The sequence below is a fragment of the Acaryochloris thomasi RCC1774 genome, assembly GCF_003231495.1.
Classification (GTDB): Bacteria; Cyanobacteriota; Cyanobacteriia; order Thermosynechococcales; family Thermosynechococcaceae; genus RCC1774.
The window spans coordinates 185,324-207,397 of the sequence record NZ_PQWO01000002.1 but is presented as its reverse complement, the minus strand read 5'-3'; the positions used below and the strand labels follow the sequence as shown (position 1 = coordinate 207,397).

The following is a 22,074-nucleotide window of genomic DNA, read 5'->3' as shown; positions in this document are numbered from 1 at the left end:
CCCTAGCTATCTGGCCCGGAGGATGAGACCATGAGCAACGCATACCGGATCCAGTCGATTTTTGATAGCGATATTGCCCAGACCCTGAAGCGACTAGAAGCGCTGCTGGCCACGCCTGAAACCCCTGAATTTGCGACGGCATTGAAAACCCAAGTCGCCGCTCTATTGAGCTGGGGTGAGGTTCTAGAGATTGAGGGCTTAGTTTCTCTCGCCCAGACAACGGTGCTGCTGATGCGAGCGGCCCCCGACAACCATTCCATGATTGCCCAGCTTGCCCTAGAGGGATTCCGGGCGATTTATCGGCTAGAGCTTTTGCAAACCCAGGAAGCCACAGCCCCGCTGCCTGCAGCTACCAGAATTCAAGCGGCACCAGCCCCCTCCCCTTCCAGGCCGGGACCGACGGAGATCAGCTCGGAGCTAATCCTAGAGCAGAGACTGCCCACGGCCAATCTGTTCCTTTGGCAGATGGACGGCAGTATTTTTGTACTTCCCTCTCATCAAGTCGTCGAGATCTTAATATCTAAACCCGAGCAGTTGGTGCAAACGGGCTTAGGCAAGAGTCTGCGCTGGCGCGATCAGCTCATTCCCCTTTATCAGCTCATCCAGCCCTCCACCGCCCAGCCTTTTCCAGAGATCGGGTTAAGCAGCGCGCGCGGGACGACCTTGAGATCGGGCACTATTTTGGTAATCCAGCAGGGTTCGAACAGACTCGCGCTGGATATCGACATCAAGTTGCTCGTCACTGAATCAGAGCTAAAAATCATTCCCTACGCTTCTCGGCTTCGTGCCCCGAGCTACTGTCATGGCTATACCATCCGTTCAGATGATCGAGCCGCGCCAGTGATCAATATTGCGCTGCTCCTCGATCAAAAGCTGCGGCTGCCTACGGCACCTCGAACTGAGGAAACGGCACCGCCCGCAGCAGCCCGAGACGCAGAGCCAGTGGTGTTAGTGGTAGATGACTCGCACACATTGCGCCATATCTTAACCATTACCTTAGAGGGTATAGGCTACAGGGTACTGCAGGCTCAGCATGGCACTGAAGCGCTGGAGCAACTGCAGAAACATCAAGAGGTTCGGCTCGTAATTTGCGATGTTGAGATGCCCCAGATGAACGGATTTGACTTTCTCAGTCACTGTCGCCGCGATCCGAAGATGACCACTCTACCCGTGGTGATGCTCAGCACCCATTCAGGAGAAGAGCATCGTCAGCTATCGAGCACCCTAGGCGCCAATGCCTACTTCTCGAAGCCCTACGACCAGGCTCAATTCTTAGAAACACTACAAACCCTGATCGCTAAATCCTAAGCGACAGACTTGATCTCAAATCATTGGTCGTCAGCTTAAACATCTGAGTCGAGAATCAACCACTCTTTCGAAAAATAGAGACTTGACAGGCTGATGGAGGATCTAGGATGATGTTAGACTGGCACACTTGTTATCGTTCGGACCAGGTGGTTAGAATCCTGTTGAAGCTAAAGCCAGGAACCTGTACGGCGAATAGATAGAGGCAAAATTAAGTTAATGGCATACGCGATTGTTGAAATTGGCGGGACGCAGCTCTGGGTTGAACCCGGTCGTTTTTATGACGTCAATCGTCTCCACCACGATGTTGATGCAAAGATGTCCATCGATAAAGTGCTGTTGGTGCACGATGGCACAGAGGTCTCTGTGGGACAGCCCCTCGTAAAGGGAGCTACGGTTGAAGTGACTGTTTTGAGACACATGCGCGATCGCAAGATCATTGTGTATAAAATGCAGCCCAAAAAGAAGACCCGCAAAAAGCGCGGTCACCGTCAGGAACTGACGCGGTTTATGGTGGACTCCATTCAGATGAACGGCAGCGCCGTGGGCGGTGAGGCCAAGAAGAAAGCACCCGCTAAATCAGCTAAAGTGGAAGAAGAGGCTTCAGAGAAGGCTCCCGCCAAAAAAGCAAAGGCCAAGAAGGAAGAGGCCCCCACAGAAGCATAGAACCTCATTGTTCTATAGCAGTCCAGCAATAACGTATTGATGTCTTGAGGTTGATATGGCTCATAAGAAAGGTACCGGCAGTACAAGAAATGGACGCGACTCCAATGCGCAGCGCTTAGGCGTCAAGCGCTACGGCGGTCAGGCGGTCAAAGCAGGTAATATTCTCATCCGTCAGCGGGGTACCAAGTATCACCCCGGCAATAATGTCGGCTGCGGTAACGACTACACACTCTATGCCTTGACCGATGGCGTGGTCACCTTTGAGCGCAAAGGTCGCTCAGGCAAGAAAGTAAGCGTTTATGCGCCTGAGACAGCAACAGCATAGCGTTCGCGTTTCTGACATTGAAATAGATTGAAGCAAAGAGCTGCGGTGCGGCTCTTTTGCTTTAGGGGGCAAATGCCACGACAGGATGGAATGATCAGGTGGCTTGCTGTTGCCAACTCTGGATCGCACTCTGATGAATTTCTTGCCAGGGACGCTCTTGCTGCTGGGCTAGACGAGCACAGTCTTCGTACTCTGGCTGTGCATTAATAACCCGGCCTTGATGCCACGCAACTTTAATGCGTACGGGACCATGGGGCGTTTCGATGGTTCGGATTTCGCGTGCTAGAGCATGACGCTGCTGTTGCGATCGCCGAATTCCCAGGGTACTGGTTTCCTGAAAAAGAATGGTTTCACAGCCATCCACGGCCTCAGGATGGCAGATGACCGTCAACAATATGCCGGGACGAGATTTTTTCATGCCAATCGCCTGGGTAAAAACGTCCAGTGCCCCCACTTCAAACAAGCGATCGTAGGTGTAACCAATGGCTTGGGGGTTAAGATCGTCGATTTGAGTCTCGAGAACAATAACAGTCTCTAGCTCTGGAACATCGGCTGCATCGGGAGAGCCAACGGCTTCACCAATCCAAAGACGCAGGATGTTCGGGATCGGAAGCTGATGGGTGCCTGCCCCTAGGCCAATCTGCTGCAGCGTCATAGCAGGAGGGGGACCAAAGGTTTGAACGAGGGTTGTTGCGATCGCAACCCCCGTCGGCGTCACCAGCTCTCGATCAATTCCATTGTGGTACACCGGCACCTGACGCTGTTCCCAAAGCTTGAGCACTGCAGGCACCGGTACTGATAATATCCCATGAGCAGCCTTAACCATTCCGCCCCCCGTCGGCAGAGCCGAGCAATAGAGCTGGTCAATGCCCAGCCAATTTAGTCCCAGACAGGTGCCTACAATATCAACAATGGCATCTGTTGCCCCCACTTCATGAAAGTGAACCTGCTCCGGAGGAATGCCGTGGACCGCCCCCTCAGCCACCGCCAAATTACGGAAAATCTCTAAGCTCCACTGAGTCGGCCTGGTGGGAAGTTGCGCCTGTTTAATCAGTTTTTCAATCGTGGGCAAATGCCGATGTCCCAGTTGATGGCGTTTATTCTCTGTGGGATCATTATTAACAGAGGACTTCTCTGCGATCAGGTTCACCCGAACCTGAGTAGCTCGCTGCCCCTGATGATTCACGGACTCGACTCGCAACTGATACTCCTGATTAATCCCAAGCAATGCCAACTGATCTTGCAAATAGGTAGGGGGAACACCAGCATCGATCAGGGCACCTAGGCACATATTGCCTGCAATCCCTGTCGGGCAATCAAGGTAGGCTAGCTTGGGCATACAGTTAAGGCAAAGTGAAGGGCATGGCTCAGATTTATACGGTGCATCCAGACGACCCACAGACGCGCATCATTGACCAAATTCGAGACGCGCTACTGTCAGGAGCCGTCATGCTCTACCCCACAGATACGGTCTACGCAATCGGCTGCGATCTCAATTCTAAAGCGGCACTGCAGCGCGTGCGGCAGCTCAAGCAGATTTCTAACGACAAACCGCTCACGTTCTTGTGTTCGTCTCTGTCAAATATTGCCCAATACGCCTACGTTCAAGACCCGGCCTATCGAATTATGCGGCGTCTAGTACCCGGTCCTTATACCTTTATTCTCCCAGCAACGAAGCTCGTGCCCAAGCTCGTGCAAAATCCCAAACGCAAAACAACCGGAATTCGGGTACCCGAGCATCCAGTGTGTCAGGCGATTCTATCTTCTCTGGAGACGCCCGTGATTTCAACCTCGGCGCACTTGCCTGAAGCACTGGGCGGCTCATCAGACACTTTTCAGGGCTTATCGCAGGCAGAGCTTTTTGACTGCTTAGATAAGCACGTTGACTTAATTGTCGATAATGGCCAGGAGCCTGCAGAACTTTGCTCCACCATTTTGGATCTGTGTGGCTCTGAACCCACTGTCATTCGAGAAGGCTTAGGCTGGGATGAAGTCGCAGCTCAGTTTGCGATGGTCTAGCTGGTGAAAGCTAGAGAGAACAGCGAAGAATAGAGCTGTCCATAGCTTTGTTGTTCCTCAATCAAATCTGGAGATTTTAGCTTTAAGAGACTTGAATATCAGAAATGCACCCTCTCTATTTAGAAAGGGTGCAAAAGGCAATATTGGGTCTATGAACTGATAGGCATCTCGAGATTAGCGTCTCAGAAATTCTGCGGCATCTGGGCCGGGCTGAAAGTTGTAGCCATAGGTAGATTGATCAGAATCATTCAAGATCTGAGGCGTCACCATGACCACCAACTCACTTCGGCGACGAGAATTGCTAGAGCTGCGGAACAATCGCCCCAGTAGTGGGATATCACCTAAAATGGGTACCTTACTAACAGAAGCGCGGTCCTCGTCTTGGATGATACCCGCCATAACTAACGTCTGACCATCACGCAGCCGAATCTTACCCGACTCTACGCGGCGCTGAGATAGAAGTTGCCCCACTGCGGTACCGTCATTGAAAGAATTATCAGGGTTAACTGAACTCACTTCTGGCGTCACACTCAGTGTCACAAAGCCATTATCGTCAATTCGATCAACCTCGACATTCATAATAACTCCAGCATTTTGAATATTGGGTTCACTACTTTCTGCCGTCGATCCTGCGCCAGAGGCACGATCAACGTTGCTAACCCTCGTAACAGTCCCAGAGAAGACCTGCTCCGTAAGGTTAACCTGAGCCGCACTCCCTTCTTGAATCAAAAGGGTCGGATTCGTCAGAATCTTCGCATTCTCATTGCGGATTTGGACAAAGATACTGGCAAGGAAGTTATTGGTTAGCCCCAAAATTGAGCCACCTAGACCACCAGTCACAGCATCAACAGCATTTCCCAATTCAATCCCTAGACCTACATTGGTACCTCCAGCCGGGTCAATGACCCCGATGCCCAAACCATCATTTGCCTGGAAACTAATGTCAGCATTCGAAATTTTACTCTTATCTAGATCCACATCAATGAATGTCACCTTGACGGCAACTTGACGTTGGCGAACATCAAGCTGCGTGAGTAAAGATGTCGCAACTTCAACCTGACGTGGCGTTCCAATGAGAGTAACTGTATTCGTCCGAGAATCAGCAACAGCAGATAGCCCCCTGAGCAGCGTAGTAACAGCGTCTCCGCTCTCATTGGCACCATAGGACTCTAAGATCTCTTTAGCACCTCTGCCCTCAACCGTTTCATCAATATCTGTCGCTCGTCCAATAGCAGTACCTCCCAAGCTGGAAGACCCACCGTCGTCACCGCTAGATCCGGCATCTCCACCAGTTGTCACATTCGTTTCTAAGGTTTTGACCGTTTCAACAATCGCAGTAGCTTTCATCTGGTTCAATCGAACGTTGCGAACCACTCGATTCTGAGCTGCTCCAGGGAGTTCTGTACCCACAAATACCGTCTGTCCGACTCGATTAGCCTGCAAACCCGCCAAGCGAATCACGTAGTTAAAGACATCATCAACAGACTCGTTCTCAATATCAAGAGAAACAGTAGAACCAGCCCCCTCTTCACCGTCTTCAGCAAAGGCAACATTAACACCCGCAGCACGGCCCAGCAGTGTGACAACCTCACGCACAGGCGCATCCCGGAGCAGAAGCTTAGGAATAACCCGACCACTACCCAGCTCAATCCGATCGGGGTCTACATTAACAGGCGCAACGGCTACATCACCAATAGGTGGCGCACTCGCCCGCTGTCGGAATGGTGGTGTGGAGCTAGGCCGAGAACCACTAGATGCTTGACTCGACGTCGTGGCACCGCTAGAGGCAGCAGCACTAGGTTCAAACTGCATGACCAGTAAGCCTTTACTGCCATCGCGGCGAACGATATCAGCAACCGGTGCGGCATTAACGCCATCAACCTGAATGCGAATAGTGTTGCTATCAAGTTGGCGAACCGAAACACCAGTGATTCCTTCAGGTAGAACGTTGGAATCAGTCTCTTGGAACTCGCCACCTTCTGGTAAGCGAAGCTGTGTGTTGTTGATGTCAGCAACGGAACTGTTGCCTCGGTTGACCGTAAAGACTGGAGGGCGCTGGTTGCCCTGCGTGTTCAGTACTAGCTGAAAACCACCCGAAGTTGGATTCAACTGCACGCCAGTGATTTCTGTCTCCGCCGCCATTGCTGGCTGGCTAATAGCCCCTAACGCTGCAACTGTGCAGCCCAAAATGGCTCCGTAGCGTCCTTTATAACCGTTCACCCTAGACTCCTGTTCAGTAATAATTGAATGCTGATTAATTAAAAACTCTTGATTTTGTCTGCCAGCGTTAAATAACACCAGCATTAAACTCTTACTTCTGCTGCTCTGCCTGCTGGGCAGCCTGAGCTTCCGCTGCCGCCTGAGCTGCCGCTGCCGCCTCTTCTGGTGTCAAAGGCACATAGGCATAGAGCTTAAATGTGGACTTGACAAGATTGTTGGGCGCGCCTAACTCAGACTGGTTATTGCCGGGTAGCTCGACTGATAAATCTCGAACAACCAACACCGTCTGTAACTTATCAATCGCCTGCATAACAGTCAGCGTTTGGTTAAAGTTGCCCTCGAATGAAACTGAGGTGACGGAGCGCTTGAGCTTGTTATTTAAGGGTTCCCCAACTGAGCTATCGGTTATCACTCCAGATTGAGCATATTCTGGCGTAAATTTGAGAAGCTGGGCATTTGTACCCACAATCAGCTGATTGAGGTCGAGTAGCAGCGTATCAAGTGCCTGCTGAGAAGAGAACAACCCTCTGACTTCAGCATTCTCGGCCTTAGCTTCGTTGAGACTTGCAACAATTTCATTCACTCTGCGAGCCGTTTCTGCGCTCTGCTGCAGGGCCAGTTCCTTTTCTTCAACCTGTTGGCTGACCTCTTGAAACTCGCCGATGGCCGGACCAATCAATAGACTACCGAGGTAACCCGCAAGGCCAATACCTGCCACAGCAACTAGGAGTCCCTGGATCGTCGGTGTAAAAGTAATCCCAAAAGCGGTGGGATAGGATGGTCCGAAGTCGTTTTCGGATGGAAATCCGCCAGTGACTGTCATGGTTGAATCACTCCTTTTTGCTTCAGCAAATTAATTCTGGTCACTAGCCCGGATGCACCAGTGGTGTTGAGCGCCTGCAGTAGTTCAGAGGCAGGTACTGCATTAATTTCAGTTTCGACTTCATGCTTGACCAGCTCAACACCTCCAGCGTTGTTGCTGTTCTGTTCACGCTCTGAGGTCGTTAACTGAGTCTTCTCATCTTCTAAGAAAGGAGATTTGCGGAGCGTCAGTACGAAATCATTGACGTCTCCAAAAGAGATGGCGTTACCAGTCAGCTTGAGGCCGTTCGCAGGCGGTGGCGGTGGTGCTGCATTTGGATCTGCATTCGCCGCATTGTTGGGCTGGTTACCGGCAGGTGCAGCCGCCCCTCCCGTCTGCTCAATTTTGGTGATTTGCAGGGTCGGTGGAACGCGATCGCTCAAGTCCTGCAGCATTGCCGACCAAGGCTTAATTTGGTTGAAAATTGTTGCCAATGCAGCTGTTTCATCTTCAACTATTTTTTTCTGGGCCTGCAGAGCCTCTACTTCTTTGACCTGAGGCGACAGTTGAGCCAACTGAGCATCTAAGGACTCTTCCTTGGCGGTCTGTTGCTGATTCAAGAAAGACAAAATCCCGAAGGAGACCAGCACTAAGCCTAAAGCACTACCGGCAGCAGCAACGCCTAATAAAAGCGGTACCTTGCTATCACCAGAGCCGGCACCCCGTGAAGCCACGACTTCCTGACTATATTCAGGGCGATCGTTGAGTAAGTTAATTTCAATCGAATACATGGGATTATGCCTCTCGTAATCCTAAGCCCATCACAACACCCAACGAGGGCCGCTGAGGTGGAGGAACATCTTCAAATCCTTGAATCCCTAGAGATTCTACGGGATCTACTAATGTGGTGGTCAAACCAAGGCGCTGGGTCAGGAATTCATCTATTTGCCCGAGGCTAGCGCCTGCACCAGCCAGAAAGACTTGGGAAATATCCAAGTTTTCTCCTTGATTTAAGTAGAAATCGATGGAGCGCCGGAGTTCATCAGACAAGTCACCCAGCATCCGCAGCATGGCCGCCGCACTAGGATTTGCAGAGGTCTCTTCCATGCCGCTATCAATGGGGACCGTCATTCCTTGAAGCAGATCCCCTCCCATTGAGCTGGGTAAATTCATGGCACGACTCAGCGCACTCTCGAGGTGATGGGTACCAATGGGCACTTTGCGATTGAACTGAGGCACACCGTCCATAACAATGCTAATTTCGGTGCCGTCAACATCGAAGTTGACGAGCGCAACGGCCTCACCGGTGACAAACTGCAGGAGCTGATTGCGTAAGGTACGAATTAAAGAGAAGCTACTGACTTCTAGAACCTTAAGCTGCAAACCCGCTTGCTGAAAAACGCTGAGATAATTCTCTGTGACTGTCTTGGGCGTAGCGACGAGCAACACTTCAACTCGCTCAATCCCGTCATCGTCAATTTCGGTCCCTAGCCGCTGAAAGTCAACGTCAGCCTCTTCTCGTGGGAACGGCAGATATAGAGCAGCTTCTTGGTTGAGCACCATATCTTGAAGCTCTGCTTCATCTAGTTCTGCCGGAAGGCGAATTAAACGAATGACAGATTCACCGACGGGGACCGCACTAGAGGCATGCTTGGCCTTGATTTTGTGGGTCTCTAATCCCTGACGAATCGTATCTGCGATCAAATCTGGGTCGTGGATTTGACCATCTTGGAATGCCCCTTCAGGCAAATCGAGAGAAGCAAATGCACTCACTTTTGTACCTTGCTTTTGCTTTCGGAGTTGAACTAAGTTGACTTTGTCAGGTGTCAGTTCAATCCCTAACCCCTGTTTCGGTTTTGAGAACAGACTTGTTAATGCCACAGCTTGCCCGCTTTGCTTGCTAGGAAGAATATTGATAAATCAGTTTGTCGAATGGGGCGATAAACCCTTCGAAGGATCTCCCTGACACGCTTCAAGAAAACTAAGAGAAAGCTTTTCTCAACTTGTGTTGGGGATTGAGCCTAGCGATGTTTCCGAACACAGTATCAAAATACTGCGTAGTGGAAGTGCGCCTATTGGAATAGTACCCATATTCATTCGCTTAATGATCAAGCAATAAATGGGTTGATAGAGACGACTCACTCATAAATGGGCAGTTACATAAGTGGCACAATCGCTAAGCCCACATCTCGATAATTTTCTGGGCAACTTAGGGGTAAGTGCAGCGAGTCAGAACTAGATTTCAGAGCCATTTAGAGCAGCTTCCGCGTCGATGCCACTACACAATAGGGGGCGACAAAATGGACTAATCCTAAGCTCAGTTGTGCTCACGATAGAACTGATTTCCGGGGCAGGTCGTGGATGGTTGATCGGCGTACTCAGGTGATACAACTCAATGAGAATTTATAAACATGACTTACTTGCCTGGTAATAACAGCTACATTCTCGATCCCAAAGCTAGCTCAGAGTAGAAGGACGCTTAGCAAAGGTAGCTGCTGAAATCGAGTGGCTTTCTAATCTAGTTTCGGATACTCAATGCCCCAGCGAATCTATTCCAAGGAATATGCCACTGCGGAATCGTTCAGCGGCAAGGGGAGGGTTTCAAAATATGGCTGAACATATATTTCCGGTCACGTATTCAACGCTTGCTTGCAATGCCATTTTGCACAGGGTAATGCCTGCCTACAGTGTGGAGGAGGCAACCAGTTGTCAGCTCTGGCATCGTGGCCTCAGCGATGTCTATCTGATTGAGACGCCAACGGCTCACTATGTATTGCGCATTTCCCATACACACTGGCGCTCTAAAGCTGAGATCGATTTTGAACTTGAGCTGCTTGTTTTTCTGCGATCGCATCATATTCCAGTGGCTTCGCCGTTGGTTACCAAAGCAGGAGATCTGTGTATCGAAATTCAAGCACCTGAGGGTTTGCGATATGCAGCTCTATTTGGCTATGCACCGGGTCAGATTGCCCAGGGCGATTTGGATCAAGATCAGGGCTATACGTTGGGAGAAACGGTGGCCAAGATTCATCAAGTGGCGACCGATTTTCAGCCCCGTTCTCAGCGTCAGCCTCTAACCTTGGATTATTTGCTGGATGACTCTCTTGAGATTATTTCGCCTTTTTTGTGCGATCGCAACTCTGACCTCACCTATCTTGTCGACATCATCGAAGAGATCAAAACTCAGCTTCAGGATATGCCCCAGGAGCAGCCCTACTGGAGTATTTGCTGGGGCGACCCCCACAGCGGCAACGCTCACTTCACCGAAGATAACCACGTTACCCTGTTCGACTTTGATCAGTGTGGTTACGGCTGGCGGGCTTTTGAGATTGCCAAGTTTCTGCAAACATCTCTGCGAACCGGCATGCATCGCAAAGCCCGAGACGCATTCTTAGAGGGATATCAAACGGTGCAAACCGTTACGCCAGAAGAGCTGAATGGCCTGCAGGCCTTCACCCAAACTGCCCATATTTGGATGTGGGCGATTAGTTTGACCCATGCAAAAATCCACAATTTCAGCCAGCTTAGTTCTAGCTATTTTTCCCACCGACTCGCTCAGCTCAAGCTGCTCAGCTCCCAAGACTGGCAGCTATTCTAAACCCTTTATCCATCTACGGACTCAGAGATCAAGGTATAGAGTATAAGCGTATATATACATCGTTCCATTAGGGCCATGCAGTATCAGCTTTTGGGCAACAGTGGGTTACGGGTCTCTGAGCTGTGTCTCGGCACGATGACCTTTGGCCAAGGCCGGGGTGCAGACTTTGAGACCTGCCAGCAGATGTTTGAGATCTTTGCCGAAGCGGGCGGCAATTTTATTGATACGGCGAATTTATACACCAACGGCACCAGCGAACAATATGTCGGTCAGTTGGTGGCAAAAGAACGAGATCACTGGGTTGTCGCCACAAAATACACATTCAACACCGCAGGAGACATCAATACCGGCGGCAATCACCGCAAAAATATGGTGCAGGCCGTCGAAGCCAGCCTCAAACGCCTACAGCTCGACTACCTCGATATTCTATGGCTCCATGCCTGGGACTTTACCACCCCCGTCGCAGAAGTCATGCGCGCCTTCGACGATCTCGTGAGCGCCGGGAAAGTCCTTTACATCGGGGTCTCAGATACCCCCGCCTGGGTGATTGCCCAAGCCAACACCTTAGCTAGCCTGCGGGGCTGGACCTCTTTTATTGGTCTCCAGATTGAATACTCACTTAGGCAGCGGACGCCGGATCGAGAACTCTTGCCGATGGCTGCAGCCATGCACCTGGGCATCACGGCTTGGAGTCCTCTGGGCGGCGGAGTATTGACGGGAAAATACAACCAGGAAACGCCTACTACTGGCCGCCTCAGCGATCCTGACGCCTTAGTTAAGATTGAACAACGAGACTTAGATATTGCGGCCCTTGTTCTCCAGATCGCGGCGGAGATTGACCGCTCTCCAGCTCAAGTTGCCCTCAACTGGATTCGGCAGCAGCCCAGCGGCATCATTCCTATTCTTGGGGCACGGAATCCAGAACAGCTGCTAGATAATCTAGGCTGCTTGGCCTTTACGCTGGCTCCCAAGCATATCCAGCAGCTCAATCAAGTGAGCCAAGTTTCACTCGGGTTTCCCCATGATTTGCTCCGTAGCTCAAGGGTGCAAGACTTGGCATTCGGCGGAACGTTGAAGTCACTCAAGAAATCGGGAACTAGCGCTCGAGAGAGCAGTACCTAGCTGAGTTAGGGCAACCCTTCCCTAGCAAAGATGTGTTTCAGGCATTTTTATGTGCTGCTCAATACGTGTGCTGCATAAGATGAAGTTTTGTTTTGGCTGTTGCGATCGCATCCCTACTAGCACTCACATTTCTCCTAAGAATTGTGACTATTCTCGATCGTCAACTAACCTCGAAGAATCTGCAGTACCCGTCTTTAATTCAAGATAGTTTTCTTGAAAACAAATGAGAGCAGGGCTTCCACCTATAGAGAATTCTCTGGTCTCTCTAAAGAGAAATATCAAGGCCGATCTGCGACCTTCAAAACTTCCGTTTTTATTCATAATCCCTGCAGAAAAATCGCCCCCTTTTACTAAGTGATGTCCTTAATATGGAAGCAGTAAAATAATGTGAGGGCCTCCAGATGGAAGCACATCCGCAGCAACTTACGGTTGTGAACACAAAAATTGATGCCCTACAGCAGGTCGTTGAAGAGCTAAATCTCAAGCTAACCACCGTTCTCTTAACTCAAGCCGAAGACCATAAAGGGACGACTCCTTTAGCTGCCCAACCCAGCAAGAGAGTCACAGCTTCAGAAGCCGAACTGAGTCACAAGGATGTGTTGCTAGACTCCCAGTCCTTTGACATTGACCGTCACGGTGGTGACAAGCCACTGACGCCAGAAGTTCAGATTCAAAGGCTAACCGCCCAATTGACGGCCGCCTATAATCGCATTGCGGTTCTAGAAGAGCAGCTTTTAGCCCAGCGGGTCCACTGAACCACTGACCGTGGTGTCCCGTCAACGACTAATTGTTTGACAAATTTCCTTTCTATTTGCACAATGAAGGTTGCCCTGAATAGGGGACTGTAGTTCAACTGGTTAGAGCACCGCCCTGTCACGGCGGAAGTTGCGGGTTCGAATCCCGTCAGTCCCGTTTTTATCGCTTCCAGAAGTTTACATAAGCAAACTACACACAGCCCCAGAGGTTGTTGTGTCATATCGTTGACCAACTTTAGGCTAGCCCTTTAGAGTCAAGGATAGTTCCTGCATTTTAATGAGAGAGTTAACGTGACCGTTCGAGTCCGCATCGCCCCTAGCCCCACCGGAAATTTGCACATCGGCACCGCCCGAACAGCGGTGTTCAACTGGCTGTTTGCCCGCCATCACCAGGGTCAGTTCATTCTGCGGATTGAAGATACTGACGAGGTGCGATCGCAACCCCAATACACCCAAAATATCCTCGACGGTCTTAGCTGGCTGGGCCTCAACTGGGACGAAGGCCCCATCTTTCAGTCTGAGCGCATTGATCAATACCACCAGGCTATTCAAAAGCTGCTCGACCAGGGCTTAGCCTATCGCTGCTATACAACCCCAGAAGAGCTTGATGGGCTGCGTGAAGGCCAGAAAGCTCGCAAAGAAGCGCCCCGCTATGACAACCGTCATCGTGACCTCTCCAAGGAGCAAGAGGACGCCTTCATTGCCGAAGGGCGACAGCCGGTCATTCGATTCAAGATTGACGACGATGGCCACATTGCCTGGACCGACCTCGTGCGCGGCCCCATGAACTGGAAAGGCAGCGACCTCGGCGGCGATATGGTGATTGCCCGCGCCAACGCCAGCGGTGAGATTGGCCAGCCGCTCTATAATCTCGCGGTGGTCGTCGATGACCTGGATATGAAAATCTCTCACGTGATTCGCGGAGAAGACCACATTGCAAATACTGCGAAGCAGATTTTGCTTTACGAAGCCCTTGGGGGCACAGTCCCCGTCTTTTCTCATACGCCCCTGATTCTCAATCCAGAGGGCCGAAAGCTCTCCAAGCGGGACGGCGTGACCTCGATTTCTGACTTCCAAGACATGGGGTTTACGGCTGAAGCTCTTGCCAACTACATGACCCTACTCGGGTGGTCGCCCCCAGACGCGACACAGGAGCTGTTCTCACTAAAAGACGCTGCTGAGCAGTTTAGCTTTGAGCGCGTCAACAAAGCAGGCGCTAAATTCGACTGGGATAAGTTGGACTGGATTAACAGCCAGTACCTACACCCCATGCCTGCTGCAGAGCTGGTGGATCGCTTAATTCCCTATTGGCAAGCCGCTGGCTTTACCTTCGATCCAGTGGCAGACCGACCCTGGCTAGAGCAGCTTACGGCCCTGATTGGTCCCAGCCTGACGCGACTGAAAGACTGCGTAGACATGAGCCAGTTTTTGTTCGTGGAGTCCGTTGACTTCAGTGAAGAGGCGGTGACACAGCTCCAGCAAGATGGCGTCTCAGCAGCCCTACAGTCCCTTGCCGACGGGCTCTCTGCTCTCGAAGAGTTTTCTGCAGAGGCAGCCCAGTCTATTATCAAGCAGGTCGTCAAGGATCAAGGCGTAAAGAAGGGGTTAGTGATGAAGTCACTTCGAGCAGCATTAACTGGTGCTCTAAAAGGACCAGATCTCATGGAGTCGTGGCTATTGCTCCATCAGCGCAAGGCTGATTTAGGGCGTTTGCGGGATGCGATAGCCGAAGGCCGGTTGTAGACCATCGCAAAAAGCCAGCCTTAAGCCTCCTGACAAAACTGCCTGATAGCTCTGATAACCGTTAAGTCAGTTCCTGTGGTGCGTAGCTGCAGCCACTGATTCAGTTGAACAGCACTCACGTTAGGGAAGGCTTGACTCATTTGTAGGTCTTCATACTTACCGTTTTGGAGGCACTTAATCACAATAGATTCTTGTTGATACAGCCAGACTTCTGGCACCCCTAAGGCGAGATAGACGGGCAGCTTACTATCTGAAGGGTTCGCAATATCTACTTCTAGAGCTAAATCTGGCGGTGGATCTAAAGATAAATCAGTCTCGATGCCTTGCCCTGCCCGTGCATTTTGAATATAAAAGCAGCTATCGGGTTCTATCCCTTTGGCTAACTTTTGTTGGTTCAAAGTCACTGAGCCTAAACTATTGAACTCTGAATCCATTTCTTCTGCCAGTGCAGAGATAATAGCGGCTAAAACGCGATTGATCACTTCATGTCGTGGACCTGGCATTCTAATTTCCAGAACTCCATTGTCATAGGCAATTCGAGTTGCACGATTGTTTCCTAGCTCAGAGAGAAGAGCAAGATAGGCGTTCCAAGAAACGTCACTAACGCGTATGGCGCTCCCTGGCGTGAGTTCAATTTGGCTTAGAGGTGTGGCGAGAACGACTGTCATCTTGATTGAATCCAGCAATTACTTTGAGTATCTGTTGTTTCGTGCGACTTTAGACCTGTGCCTTACACACAATTTCGACAAGTCATACGAAGGCTGGGATCTAGCCTCCTTTTTTAAAGGGGGAGAATATAGGCTGGGACTGAGTTTCACAACTTATGGGTAAGGCATCGAAACTTGAACAAGCGGTATTCTTGAGATTTTCCAGACCTATTACACTGCCCCCACAAATTAGGGGACTGAGGAGGACAACGCAGAAGTGTTTGCAGATTTACGCAAGAGAACTGTTGATTGTATTGATGCCCCAGATAATAAAAAAGGGCCAGCTAAGACAGCCAGCCCTCAGGTTTGGAAGCGTACTAAGTGCGCTAGCTGTGAACCATCAGCTTCACGTTTGCGTTCTGTAGGCCAGGACGCTTGACTTCTGCCAATGTTTTGTTGACAGCGTACTTCTGGTTGATGGAATTGATTAACTCAGTCTGATTGTGCTTCTTTGCAACGCCCCAGAGATCTGCAATCAGGTCAAAAGAACCATCTGTGTTGCGAGACCAGCCGAGATCATATTCGCCTTCGAGAACTGCGACTAGGTCAGCTCGGACGCGCTGGCCGTTGTAGCCGCGTACGTCAGCTTCAGTCTTGGTAGCGATACCCAAATCCTTGAGAGAGGACTTGAGCACCTCAGCGTCAGAGATTTTGGTGCGAAGCGTACTAAAGTGAGACATGGGATTTTCCTCCGAAAATTTGAGATGGGTAACGTAACTGATTCAATACAGAGATAGATAACTGAAAGCATCTCTGGTTAATGTGGCAAGCGCTGTGCTAGCCGTTTCTCCTGTTGGGAGCAGGAGAAATCTTTTAAAACTCCAGTCGCTGGTACTCAGCGACGGAGGCTGCAGCCGGTCTAGCCCTCTGTCTGGCCCAGTCTCTGAGAGCAGTGACTTGCTCGGTCATCGTCTTCGAGAGCGGTAGGGTAGCTCGACTCGCTGCAATAATATCCAGTTGAGTAAACTCGCGGTCTTGGGCAAATGCCTCGTACATGGCTGCCACAATGGCCTGCTCTATTTCTGCACCGGAGAATCCGTCGCAAACGTTTGCCAACTGGGGAATATCAAAACGCTCTATATCTTGACGGCGTTTTAATAGATGGATTGTAAAAATCTGCTGCCGCTCTTCTGGGGTCGGCAGATCCACAAAAAATATTTCGTCAAAGCGCCCCTTGCGCAAAAACTCGCCGGGCAGCCGATCAACCCGGTTGGCGGTAGCCATCACAAACACAGGAGAGCTTTTCTCCTGCATCCAGGTGAGGAAAGAGCCAAAGATACGGCTAGAAGTGCCGCCATCGGAATCAGCACCTCCAGTTCCACCAGCGAAGGCTTTGTCCATTTCATCAATGAACAAAATAGCAGGAGAAATAGATTCGGCTGTTTTCAGAGCACTTCGAAGATTAGCCTCTGAACGACCCACCATTGAGCCATCGTAGACACGCCCCATATCTAACCTTAGAAGCGGCAGTCCCCACAGCCGGGAAGTAGTCTTGGCAATCAGCGACTTACCGCAGCCAGGGACGCCCAAAATCAGCATCCCTTTAGGCTGAGGCAGACCATATTCGCGCGCACGCTCGGTGAAGGCGTTAGAGCGCTGCTGGAGCCAATGCTTGAGTTCTTCTAGACCACCTATAGATTCGATGGTTTCGTCAAAGTCGATGTACTCCAGAATACCGTTGCGACGGATCAGCTGCTTTTTCTCAGTCAGAACAATGTCTACTTCTGTCTCAGTCAGCTTCCCGGCAGTGACGTTAGCTTTACGATAAACTTTCTCCGCTTCATCCCGAGTCAGGCCCAGAGCCGCTTTCAGCAGCTTCTCGCGGGTATCAGTAGAGATCAGAGAGCCCTCCAGCCGCTCAGTCAGAACGTCGTCGATCTCTGACATGGTGGGCAGCGGATAATCTAGGACAACCACATCTTTTTCCAGCTCTACAGGGACTTGCTGGATAGGAGACATGAGAATGATGGAGCGGTTGGTGCCTTTGAAGGTTGCGATCGCATCTCGCAACCACCGCACTACCTCAGGGCTATCCAAAAACGGATGCAGGTCTTTAAAAACATAGATCGCATCATCCTGCCGTCGGAGCGCATCCTGAATCGCCATCTGCGGCGCTACTGTATTATGAGGCGCACCTCGATCTTGACCATACTCAGTGGTACCTTGCGTCATCGTCCACACGAACAGCCGCCGCTGGTGCCCCGTCGTCTTGGCAATCAAATCAATTGCCTGCTCAGCACGCTCCTCCTCAGGAGTGATGAGGTAGATCAAGGGGTATTGAGCCTTGATTAAAATACTCAACTCTTCTTGCATGGCATCTCATCCGAGCGCGGTGCGAATAATTAATCGCGCATGGACCAAACAACTCAAGCTCTTGACTGAGGGGATTAAACCCCGGCCGTCACTAACTCTTCCGCTGCAGGCTGAACCTTGAGTCCATCGTCACTTAACATACTGGGCTGATCTTTGAGGGCCACCATCTCACCGGAGCGCAGAACCACAGACGTTCCACATTCAGGGCAGGCATGAACCTGATGAGTCGCACCATTAACCGAGTCCTCTACCGCCGCGACTACATCAGAATGAGCAAGGTAAAAACTGAGCGCTTGTTCTGCCAGAGTAGACATGGCCTCTGCATCGACTGCTGCCTGAATCTTGAGCTGACGGTGCAGGTCAGGAGGCAGGTAGAGCGTAACTTTTTGCTTGTCTTGCTTATTGTGCATATAACTTTGTACTGATGTACCCGGGTATGTTGATTAGCTTAACGATCCTATTTTAGGCTGTCAAGACAGCATGCCGTCTTGACGTCAAAAAATTTACATTGCGTTACATTCCAAGAACTCAGTTTAGACTTTGATTTGAGTGGCGGCGATTTGCCCTCCAAAGCAGATTGCCACGTCAGCTCCAGCCCGTCGAGAACGGCCTCCGTAGTTGCCTTGATAGGAAAGCTGGTCATTTTCTTGTTTGAAGCTGCAGGGCATGGGGTGTGTGCAGCTCGTGCCGAAAACTAGATCAGGGTGCAGACAGTCAGGATCGGGGTGGGGCAGGTTGATGTTCCAGAACTGGCCGCGTTCTAGGGGATGAAGCAGGAGCTTTGCGATCGCACCCCCACCCAGTCGGGCCGCCCTAGCCCAGTCAATGCTCACAGGTCCACGTCGGTACTGCGACAGCGCAATTCCCGGAATGCCGTAGAAAGCTGATTCCCGCACGGCAGCCACGGTCCCCGACATATAGATATCAACCCCAAGATTACCGCCCGCATTAATGCCGGAGCAAACAAAAGTAATCTCTTCCTGTAAATGATGCAGAGCCACTCGCACACAGTCTGCAGGAGTACCGGCAATGGCGTAGGCGCGCTGAACGTGAGCAAAGGTCTCGGGATCAGCTTCTCGAATCTGAATTGGGCGATGCGTCGTCACCTGATGGCCGCAGCCAGACTGCTCCTGCATCGGGGCCACAACAACAACATCTTCACCTAAGTCAGCAGGGAGCGCCTGAGCCAGGGCCTGCAAGCCCGGAGCGTCAATACCGTCATCGTTCGTTAAAAGCCAGGTCATGCCGTCGATTTCTGTCCTAAACGGGGTTCTGTGCCAGCTAGAATACGCTCAATATTGGCCCAGTGACGCCAGACCACGTATAGCCCTCCCACAATACCCAGACAGAGATAGGCGATCGGCTGATGGAATAGAACCATTAAAATCGGCAGCGCCAGCACCGCTGAAATCGAGCTGAGAGACACCATGCGTGAGAGAGCCAGGACCAAACTAAAAATGCCCAGCATGGTCAAACCGACCTGCCAATTAAGCATCAGAAGCAGGCCGAGGCCCGTCGCCACTGACTTCCCCCCTTGGAATTTGAGCCAGATTGACTTGCTGTGACCTAGAACTACGGCAAGGCCCGCAAGAACCACAGTCCAAGGCATCCATGCTCCAGGATTCACCGTTTCAGGTTGATAGCCGAGTAGCCCTGCGCTCGAGGTATAAGCCCACTGCGCCACCGCAATAGCCGCTGCGCCCTTCAAAACATCCACAATTAAAACCGTCGCCCCTGGCCCTTTACCCAAAGTACGCAAGACATTGGTCGCCCCTGTTGATTTGGAGCCATGCTCCCGAATATCGATGCCCTGCAGCGCCTTTCCCAGCAAAAATCCGGTGGGGAAAGAACCGAGAAAATAGGCTGCAATCAGTATGACGCCATTAAGGACAATCCAGAGAACCATGATTCAGGACGCTTCACGCTAAGAGGTCACTTCTCAATAATGTCTAATAACGGAGCGCAAGCCAATTAAGATTACTCAAACCACTCGAAAGTGGAGTTGCGCTCTCGTCTCAACTGCGGCTCCGGCGCGAAGGCCAGCCAGAGCGGAAACTGCAGAATCGTCAGACTCACATACTCCTCGGCATCATCGAGCAAAATCAACGGAAGCTGATTCGCCTTCACTAAACGATCGGCCTTCTGAGCTAGCGAATCCGGCGACTCGAACAGCACAATACCGCGATCGGGACCAAAGTCAGTGCGCGAGATGCCCAAACAATCCTGCAGGCCCCGTCGCCAGTCGCCAAGCCGCTCCGGTGAGTCAGCCAAAATTAGCGTTCGCACCCGGTCGCCGTGCAGCTTCCGCAGAATCGAGATCGTAGCCGAAGCCACCAAAATATTTTGTAGACGACTGCTGAGCGCCTTCAGCGCCCCCCGCCCCCCAAAAGTAAAAAACCACTGCGAGACTCGCTCTGCATGAATCGGTTCAAAGGTTCGGCGAAGCTGCCAGGGCGGACCGTAATAATTGGGATTCGTCCGGTACTGATCAATCAGCTTACGAATCTGGCGCATCTCTTCTTGAAAGCTCTGGGATGCAAACTGAGGTGTTCCACCCTCTTCAGATTGCGCACCCCGACCGCGACGCGGCTCCCGAACCGGACGATCATCCTGAACCTCTTCTCGCCGGGAACGCGCCTCCAGTCGTTCTTCGCGGCGGCTGCGGGAAGATTCTCTAGACGGTATTTCCCTAGATATCGGCGGAGACTCAGGCGTTAACTCTAGCTGCTCCACCGAGGTCACCAGATCCTGCAGGCTCGTCGTTAGGTAGTCCCGAAACCCTTGAACCCTGACCGCCATATCCTGCGAAACGCCGGCAAAGCTTTGCTTCATCTCTGCCTGCAGACGTTCATGACGACGCTCTAGCTGATCAACCGCAAGCTGCAGCTTTTGTTTGCGTTCCTCTAGCTCTTTTAAATTTCCCGCTGTCAATCGCTCCGCAATTACCTCCATCTCTTGCAACTGCCGCTGCAGGAGCTGTGCCTTCTGTCCCTTAAGATCAGAAATCTCCTGTCGAAGCGCTTGAGCTTCGGTTTGCAAACCAGTTAAAGAGAAATCAGAATTGGCCACAATCGTTGATAGTTAAACAGCTATTGCTTCGCAGTTTTAGCGGGCGTCTCAGGCAGTTTACGGGGACAGCGTTCTTCTAGGCAAGCCTGGAGCGTTTTAGGATCAAACAACATCGGAGTAAAATGGATGCTGTTGACCTCCCGAAAGTAGAACAGAATGGGAACCGGTGGCCAGAAGATCGCCCAGTTGCTCCAGTCCTTGTAGGGAAAACTGCGAAGCTGAGTTTCACCGCGATACAGCTCCAGAGCATCACTTGTAAAATGGAATCGAATCGTCGCCGCTTGAAACGCTAAAAAACCAGCGAAGACAAGTACAACAGCTCCAACCCAGAGATTCAGGAAAAAAAGCGGAATTGCAAAAATAGCGACGCCTAAAGGCACCCAGTAGCGAGGTGTCAGAATGACGGTCTGCCGTTTCGACCGAGTGGCCTTCGGGGAAAAAATACCCATACTGCAAAAAAAAGTTCGGTGAGCACTCCGTCCACAAGATCAGCACCTTGGGTGAAGCACCTTCATTCTAAAGGGTCTGGCTTCATAAATTCTGAAGCGCATTGCTGCTTGTTCCCTGAAACATGAGCAAAGACAAGAAAAAGTTAACCACAAAAATAGAAAGCAAGGCCGTCACCACCGCGGCCGTCGTGGACTGCCCCACTCCCTTGGCTCCTCCACGGGTCGTTAGCCCCCAACTCGAGCCCACAATCGCAATCACGGCTCCAAAAACCGAGGCTTTGATCATGGCGTTCCCCAAGTCAGAGAAACTCAAAAAGCCCCTAACCGAGTCAACGAATACGGTTGGAGGCACGCTGTAGACGGTGATGGCAACCCCCAGACCGCCGGTGATCCCAGCCACCAAAGAGAGCAGTGTCAAAACAGGCAACATGACACAGCAGGCAATTAATCGAGGAATGACGAGGTAATCAACGGGGTCAGTATCTAACATTTGCAGAGCATCAATTTGCTCAGTGACACGCATGGTACCAATCTCAGCCGCGAAGGCTGAACACACCCGACCAGCAATAATGACGGCCGTGAGCACAGGAGCCAATTCACGTGTTAAAGCCAGAGCCAGGACACCGCCCACCGCCTGTATGAGACCAAAAGCAATAAATTCTCGAGCCACCTGAATGGTAAAGACCATCCCCACAAAGGTAGCGGTCATTAGAGCGACCAAGATAGATTCTGGCCCGACAATCGCCATCTGTTCTAGGGTATTTCGACGATGAATTTTCCCCTGTAGCACGTGGATAAAAACCTGTCCCCCCAACAAAATTGCGGACAGTAAACGTCTCGCCCAGGTGATCAGACCTAAATATTTCAGGAATGACTTCACAAGAGCGCACCCGGACGATATCCAACAATTTCAGCAGTGTATCTGACTATCGGTCACCTCACCTTAAGATTAGGTGAATAACTCACCCTCAATTGCAGAAT

Annotated in this window: 22 protein-coding genes and 1 tRNA gene; 9 read left to right on the top strand and 14 right to left on the bottom strand. The window is 51.1% G+C overall.

The genetic code is table 11. The features are described from left to right. Positions 1-30: 30 nt before the first annotated feature. The 3 genes from C1752_RS03880 to rpmA all read left to right on the top strand — a co-directional run bounded on the left by C1752_RS03880 (position 31) and on the right by rpmA (position 2,296). Positions 31-1,308: an ATP-binding response regulator gene (locus tag C1752_RS03880; protein WP_110984737.1), complete on the top strand. Its 1,278-nt coding sequence runs from the start codon at positions 31-33 to the stop codon at positions 1,306-1,308. Positions 1,309-1,524: 216 nt separating this feature from the next. Then, positions 1,525-1,971, top strand: a complete 447-nt coding sequence (gene rplU / locus C1752_RS03875) for a 50S ribosomal protein L21 (protein ID WP_110984736.1) — start codon at positions 1,525-1,527, stop codon at positions 1,969-1,971. A gap of 55 nt (positions 1,972-2,026) precedes the next feature. After that, positions 2,027-2,296, top strand: coding sequence for a 50S ribosomal protein L27 (gene rpmA, locus C1752_RS03870; protein WP_110984735.1), 270 nt, complete (start codon positions 2,027-2,029; stop codon positions 2,294-2,296). A 94-nt stretch (positions 2,297-2,390) separates the two neighbouring features. Here the strand turns inward: rpmA and larC are convergent, their stop codons facing one another. Beyond that, positions 2,391-3,635 (bottom strand): nickel pincer cofactor biosynthesis protein LarC, encoded by a 1,245-nt coding sequence (larC, locus tag C1752_RS03865; RefSeq protein ID WP_110984734.1) that lies wholly within the window; start codon positions 3,633-3,635, stop codon positions 2,391-2,393. Positions 3,636-3,658: 23 nt separating this feature from the next. Between larC and C1752_RS03860 the strand changes: the two genes are divergently transcribed. Further along, on the top strand, positions 3,659-4,315 hold the full coding sequence (locus C1752_RS03860) for an L-threonylcarbamoyladenylate synthase (protein WP_110984733.1): 657 nt from the start codon (positions 3,659-3,661) through the stop codon (positions 4,313-4,315). A gap of 174 nt (positions 4,316-4,489) precedes the next feature. Here the strand turns inward: C1752_RS03860 and C1752_RS03855 are convergent, their stop codons facing one another. The 4 genes from C1752_RS03855 to pilM form a co-directional block, all read right to left on the bottom strand. Continuing rightward, entirely contained in the window at positions 4,490-6,535 is a 2,046-nt protein-coding gene (locus C1752_RS03855) for a secretin GspD/PilQ domain-containing protein (protein ID WP_110985057.1), read from the bottom strand. Positions 6,536-6,626: 91 nt separating this feature from the next. Further along, positions 6,627-7,358, bottom strand: coding sequence for a YlbF family regulator (locus C1752_RS03850; protein ID WP_110984732.1), 732 nt, complete (start codon positions 7,356-7,358; stop codon positions 6,627-6,629). After that, the gene (locus C1752_RS03845; protein ID WP_110984731.1) at positions 7,355-8,128 is read right to left on the bottom strand and encodes a PilN domain-containing protein; all 774 of its coding nucleotides are present in this window, start codon (positions 8,126-8,128) and stop codon (positions 7,355-7,357) included. Before C1752_RS03845 ends, C1752_RS03850 begins: the two co-directional genes overlap by 4 nt. Before the next feature lie 4 nt (positions 8,129-8,132). Continuing rightward, positions 8,133-9,218 carry a type IV pilus assembly protein PilM gene (gene pilM, locus C1752_RS03840; RefSeq protein WP_110984730.1) on the bottom strand — a complete coding sequence of 362 codons (1,086 nt, stop codon included), beginning with the start codon at positions 9,216-9,218 and terminating at the stop codon, positions 8,133-8,135. A 727-nt stretch (positions 9,219-9,945) separates the two neighbouring features. Between pilM and C1752_RS03835 the strand changes: the two genes are divergently transcribed. From C1752_RS03835 to gltX, 5 genes are all read left to right on the top strand, one after another. Further along, complete coding sequence (locus tag C1752_RS03835; RefSeq protein ID WP_199464276.1) at positions 9,946-10,935, top strand: phosphotransferase enzyme family protein; 990 nt, start codon at positions 9,946-9,948, stop codon at positions 10,933-10,935. A gap of 75 nt (positions 10,936-11,010) precedes the next feature. Continuing rightward, positions 11,011-12,057 carry an aldo/keto reductase gene (locus C1752_RS03830; RefSeq protein WP_110984728.1) on the top strand — a complete coding sequence of 349 codons (1,047 nt, stop codon included), beginning with the start codon at positions 11,011-11,013 and terminating at the stop codon, positions 12,055-12,057. A 401-nt stretch (positions 12,058-12,458) separates the two neighbouring features. Further along, positions 12,459-12,812, top strand: coding sequence for a hypothetical protein (locus C1752_RS03825; protein WP_110984727.1), 354 nt, complete (start codon positions 12,459-12,461; stop codon positions 12,810-12,812). A gap of 83 nt (positions 12,813-12,895) precedes the next feature. Further along, a tRNA-Asp gene (locus C1752_RS03820) sits at positions 12,896-12,969 on the top strand. Between the two features lie 134 nt (positions 12,970-13,103). After that, the gene (gene gltX / locus C1752_RS03815; RefSeq protein WP_110984726.1) at positions 13,104-14,555 is read left to right on the top strand and encodes a glutamate--tRNA ligase; all 1,452 of its coding nucleotides are present in this window, start codon (positions 13,104-13,106) and stop codon (positions 14,553-14,555) included. A 20-nt stretch (positions 14,556-14,575) separates the two neighbouring features. On the opposite strand, the gene C1752_RS03810 is transcribed toward gltX, so the two are convergent. From C1752_RS03810 to C1752_RS03770, 9 genes are all read right to left on the bottom strand, one after another. Next, positions 14,576-15,223 carry a Uma2 family endonuclease gene (locus C1752_RS03810; RefSeq protein ID WP_110984725.1) on the bottom strand — a complete coding sequence of 216 codons (648 nt, stop codon included), beginning with the start codon at positions 15,221-15,223 and terminating at the stop codon, positions 14,576-14,578. 365 nt (positions 15,224-15,588) lie between these two features. Beyond that, positions 15,589-15,942, bottom strand: coding sequence for a DUF1257 domain-containing protein (locus C1752_RS03805; RefSeq protein WP_110984724.1), 354 nt, complete (start codon positions 15,940-15,942; stop codon positions 15,589-15,591). A 133-nt stretch (positions 15,943-16,075) separates the two neighbouring features. Then, complete coding sequence (gene ycf46, locus C1752_RS03800) at positions 16,076-17,575, bottom strand: stress-responsive protein Ycf46 (RefSeq protein ID WP_110984723.1); 1,500 nt, start codon at positions 17,573-17,575, stop codon at positions 16,076-16,078. A 74-nt stretch (positions 17,576-17,649) separates the two neighbouring features. Further along, positions 17,650-17,985 (bottom strand): slr0373 family blue light stress response protein, encoded by a 336-nt coding sequence (locus C1752_RS03795; protein WP_110984722.1) that lies wholly within the window; start codon positions 17,983-17,985, stop codon positions 17,650-17,652. Positions 17,986-18,108: 123 nt separating this feature from the next. Beyond that, positions 18,109-18,819 carry a 5'/3'-nucleotidase SurE gene (gene surE / locus C1752_RS03790; RefSeq protein WP_110984721.1) on the bottom strand — a complete coding sequence of 237 codons (711 nt, stop codon included), beginning with the start codon at positions 18,817-18,819 and terminating at the stop codon, positions 18,109-18,111. Beyond that, positions 18,816-19,481 carry a glycerol-3-phosphate 1-O-acyltransferase PlsY gene (gene plsY, locus C1752_RS03785; RefSeq protein WP_110984720.1) on the bottom strand — a complete coding sequence of 222 codons (666 nt, stop codon included), beginning with the start codon at positions 19,479-19,481 and terminating at the stop codon, positions 18,816-18,818. Before plsY ends, surE begins: the two co-directional genes overlap by 4 nt. Before the next feature lie 71 nt (positions 19,482-19,552). After that, a complete protein-coding gene (locus tag C1752_RS03780; RefSeq protein ID WP_233501318.1) occupies positions 19,553-20,644 on the bottom strand; it encodes a DUF3086 domain-containing protein in 1,092 nt (363 codons plus the stop codon). A gap of 20 nt (positions 20,645-20,664) precedes the next feature. Beyond that, positions 20,665-21,093: a DUF3119 family protein gene (locus tag C1752_RS03775; RefSeq protein ID WP_110984718.1), complete on the bottom strand. Its 429-nt coding sequence runs from the start codon at positions 21,091-21,093 to the stop codon at positions 20,665-20,667. 82 nt (positions 21,094-21,175) lie between these two features. Continuing rightward, complete coding sequence (locus tag C1752_RS03770) at positions 21,176-21,973, bottom strand: MlaE family lipid ABC transporter permease subunit (RefSeq protein ID WP_110984717.1); 798 nt, start codon at positions 21,971-21,973, stop codon at positions 21,176-21,178. Positions 21,974-22,074: the final 101 nt, after the last annotated feature.

Excerpts from the sequence above, each read along its gene's own strand:
- C1752_RS03880 (WP_110984737.1), top strand. The coding sequence starts at position 31 with ATGAGCAACGCATACCGGATCCAGTCGATTTTTGATAGCGATATTGCC.
- rplU (WP_110984736.1), top strand. The coding sequence starts at position 1,525 with ATGGCATACGCGATTGTTGAAATTGGCGGGACGCAGCTCTGGGTTGAA.
- rpmA (WP_110984735.1), top strand. The coding sequence starts at position 2,027 with ATGGCTCATAAGAAAGGTACCGGCAGTACAAGAAATGGACGCGACTCC.
- larC (WP_110984734.1), bottom strand. The coding sequence starts at position 3,635 with ATGCCCAAGCTAGCCTACCTTGATTGCCCGACAGGGATTGCAGGCAAT.
- C1752_RS03860 (WP_110984733.1), top strand. The coding sequence starts at position 3,659 with ATGGCTCAGATTTATACGGTGCATCCAGACGACCCACAGACGCGCATC.
- C1752_RS03850 (WP_110984732.1), bottom strand. The coding sequence starts at position 7,358 with ATGACAGTCACTGGCGGATTTCCATCCGAAAACGACTTCGGACCATCC.
- C1752_RS03845 (WP_110984731.1), bottom strand. The coding sequence starts at position 8,128 with ATGTATTCGATTGAAATTAACTTACTCAACGATCGCCCTGAATATAGT.
- C1752_RS03835 (WP_199464276.1), top strand. The coding sequence starts at position 9,946 with ATGGCTGAACATATATTTCCGGTCACGTATTCAACGCTTGCTTGCAAT.
- C1752_RS03830 (WP_110984728.1), top strand. The coding sequence starts at position 11,011 with ATGCAGTATCAGCTTTTGGGCAACAGTGGGTTACGGGTCTCTGAGCTG.
- C1752_RS03825 (WP_110984727.1), top strand. The coding sequence starts at position 12,459 with ATGGAAGCACATCCGCAGCAACTTACGGTTGTGAACACAAAAATTGAT.
- C1752_RS03810 (WP_110984725.1), bottom strand. The coding sequence starts at position 15,223 with ATGACAGTCGTTCTCGCCACACCTCTAAGCCAAATTGAACTCACGCCA.
- C1752_RS03805 (WP_110984724.1), bottom strand. The coding sequence starts at position 15,942 with ATGTCTCACTTTAGTACGCTTCGCACCAAAATCTCTGACGCTGAGGTG.
- ycf46 (WP_110984723.1), bottom strand. The coding sequence starts at position 17,575 with ATGCAAGAAGAGTTGAGTATTTTAATCAAGGCTCAATACCCCTTGATC.
- C1752_RS03795 (WP_110984722.1), bottom strand. The coding sequence starts at position 17,985 with ATGCACAATAAGCAAGACAAGCAAAAAGTTACGCTCTACCTGCCTCCT.
- surE (WP_110984721.1), bottom strand. The coding sequence starts at position 18,819 with ATGACCTGGCTTTTAACGAACGATGACGGTATTGACGCTCCGGGCTTG.
- plsY (WP_110984720.1), bottom strand. The coding sequence starts at position 19,481 with ATGGTTCTCTGGATTGTCCTTAATGGCGTCATACTGATTGCAGCCTAT.
- C1752_RS03775 (WP_110984718.1), bottom strand. The coding sequence starts at position 21,093 with ATGGGTATTTTTTCCCCGAAGGCCACTCGGTCGAAACGGCAGACCGTC.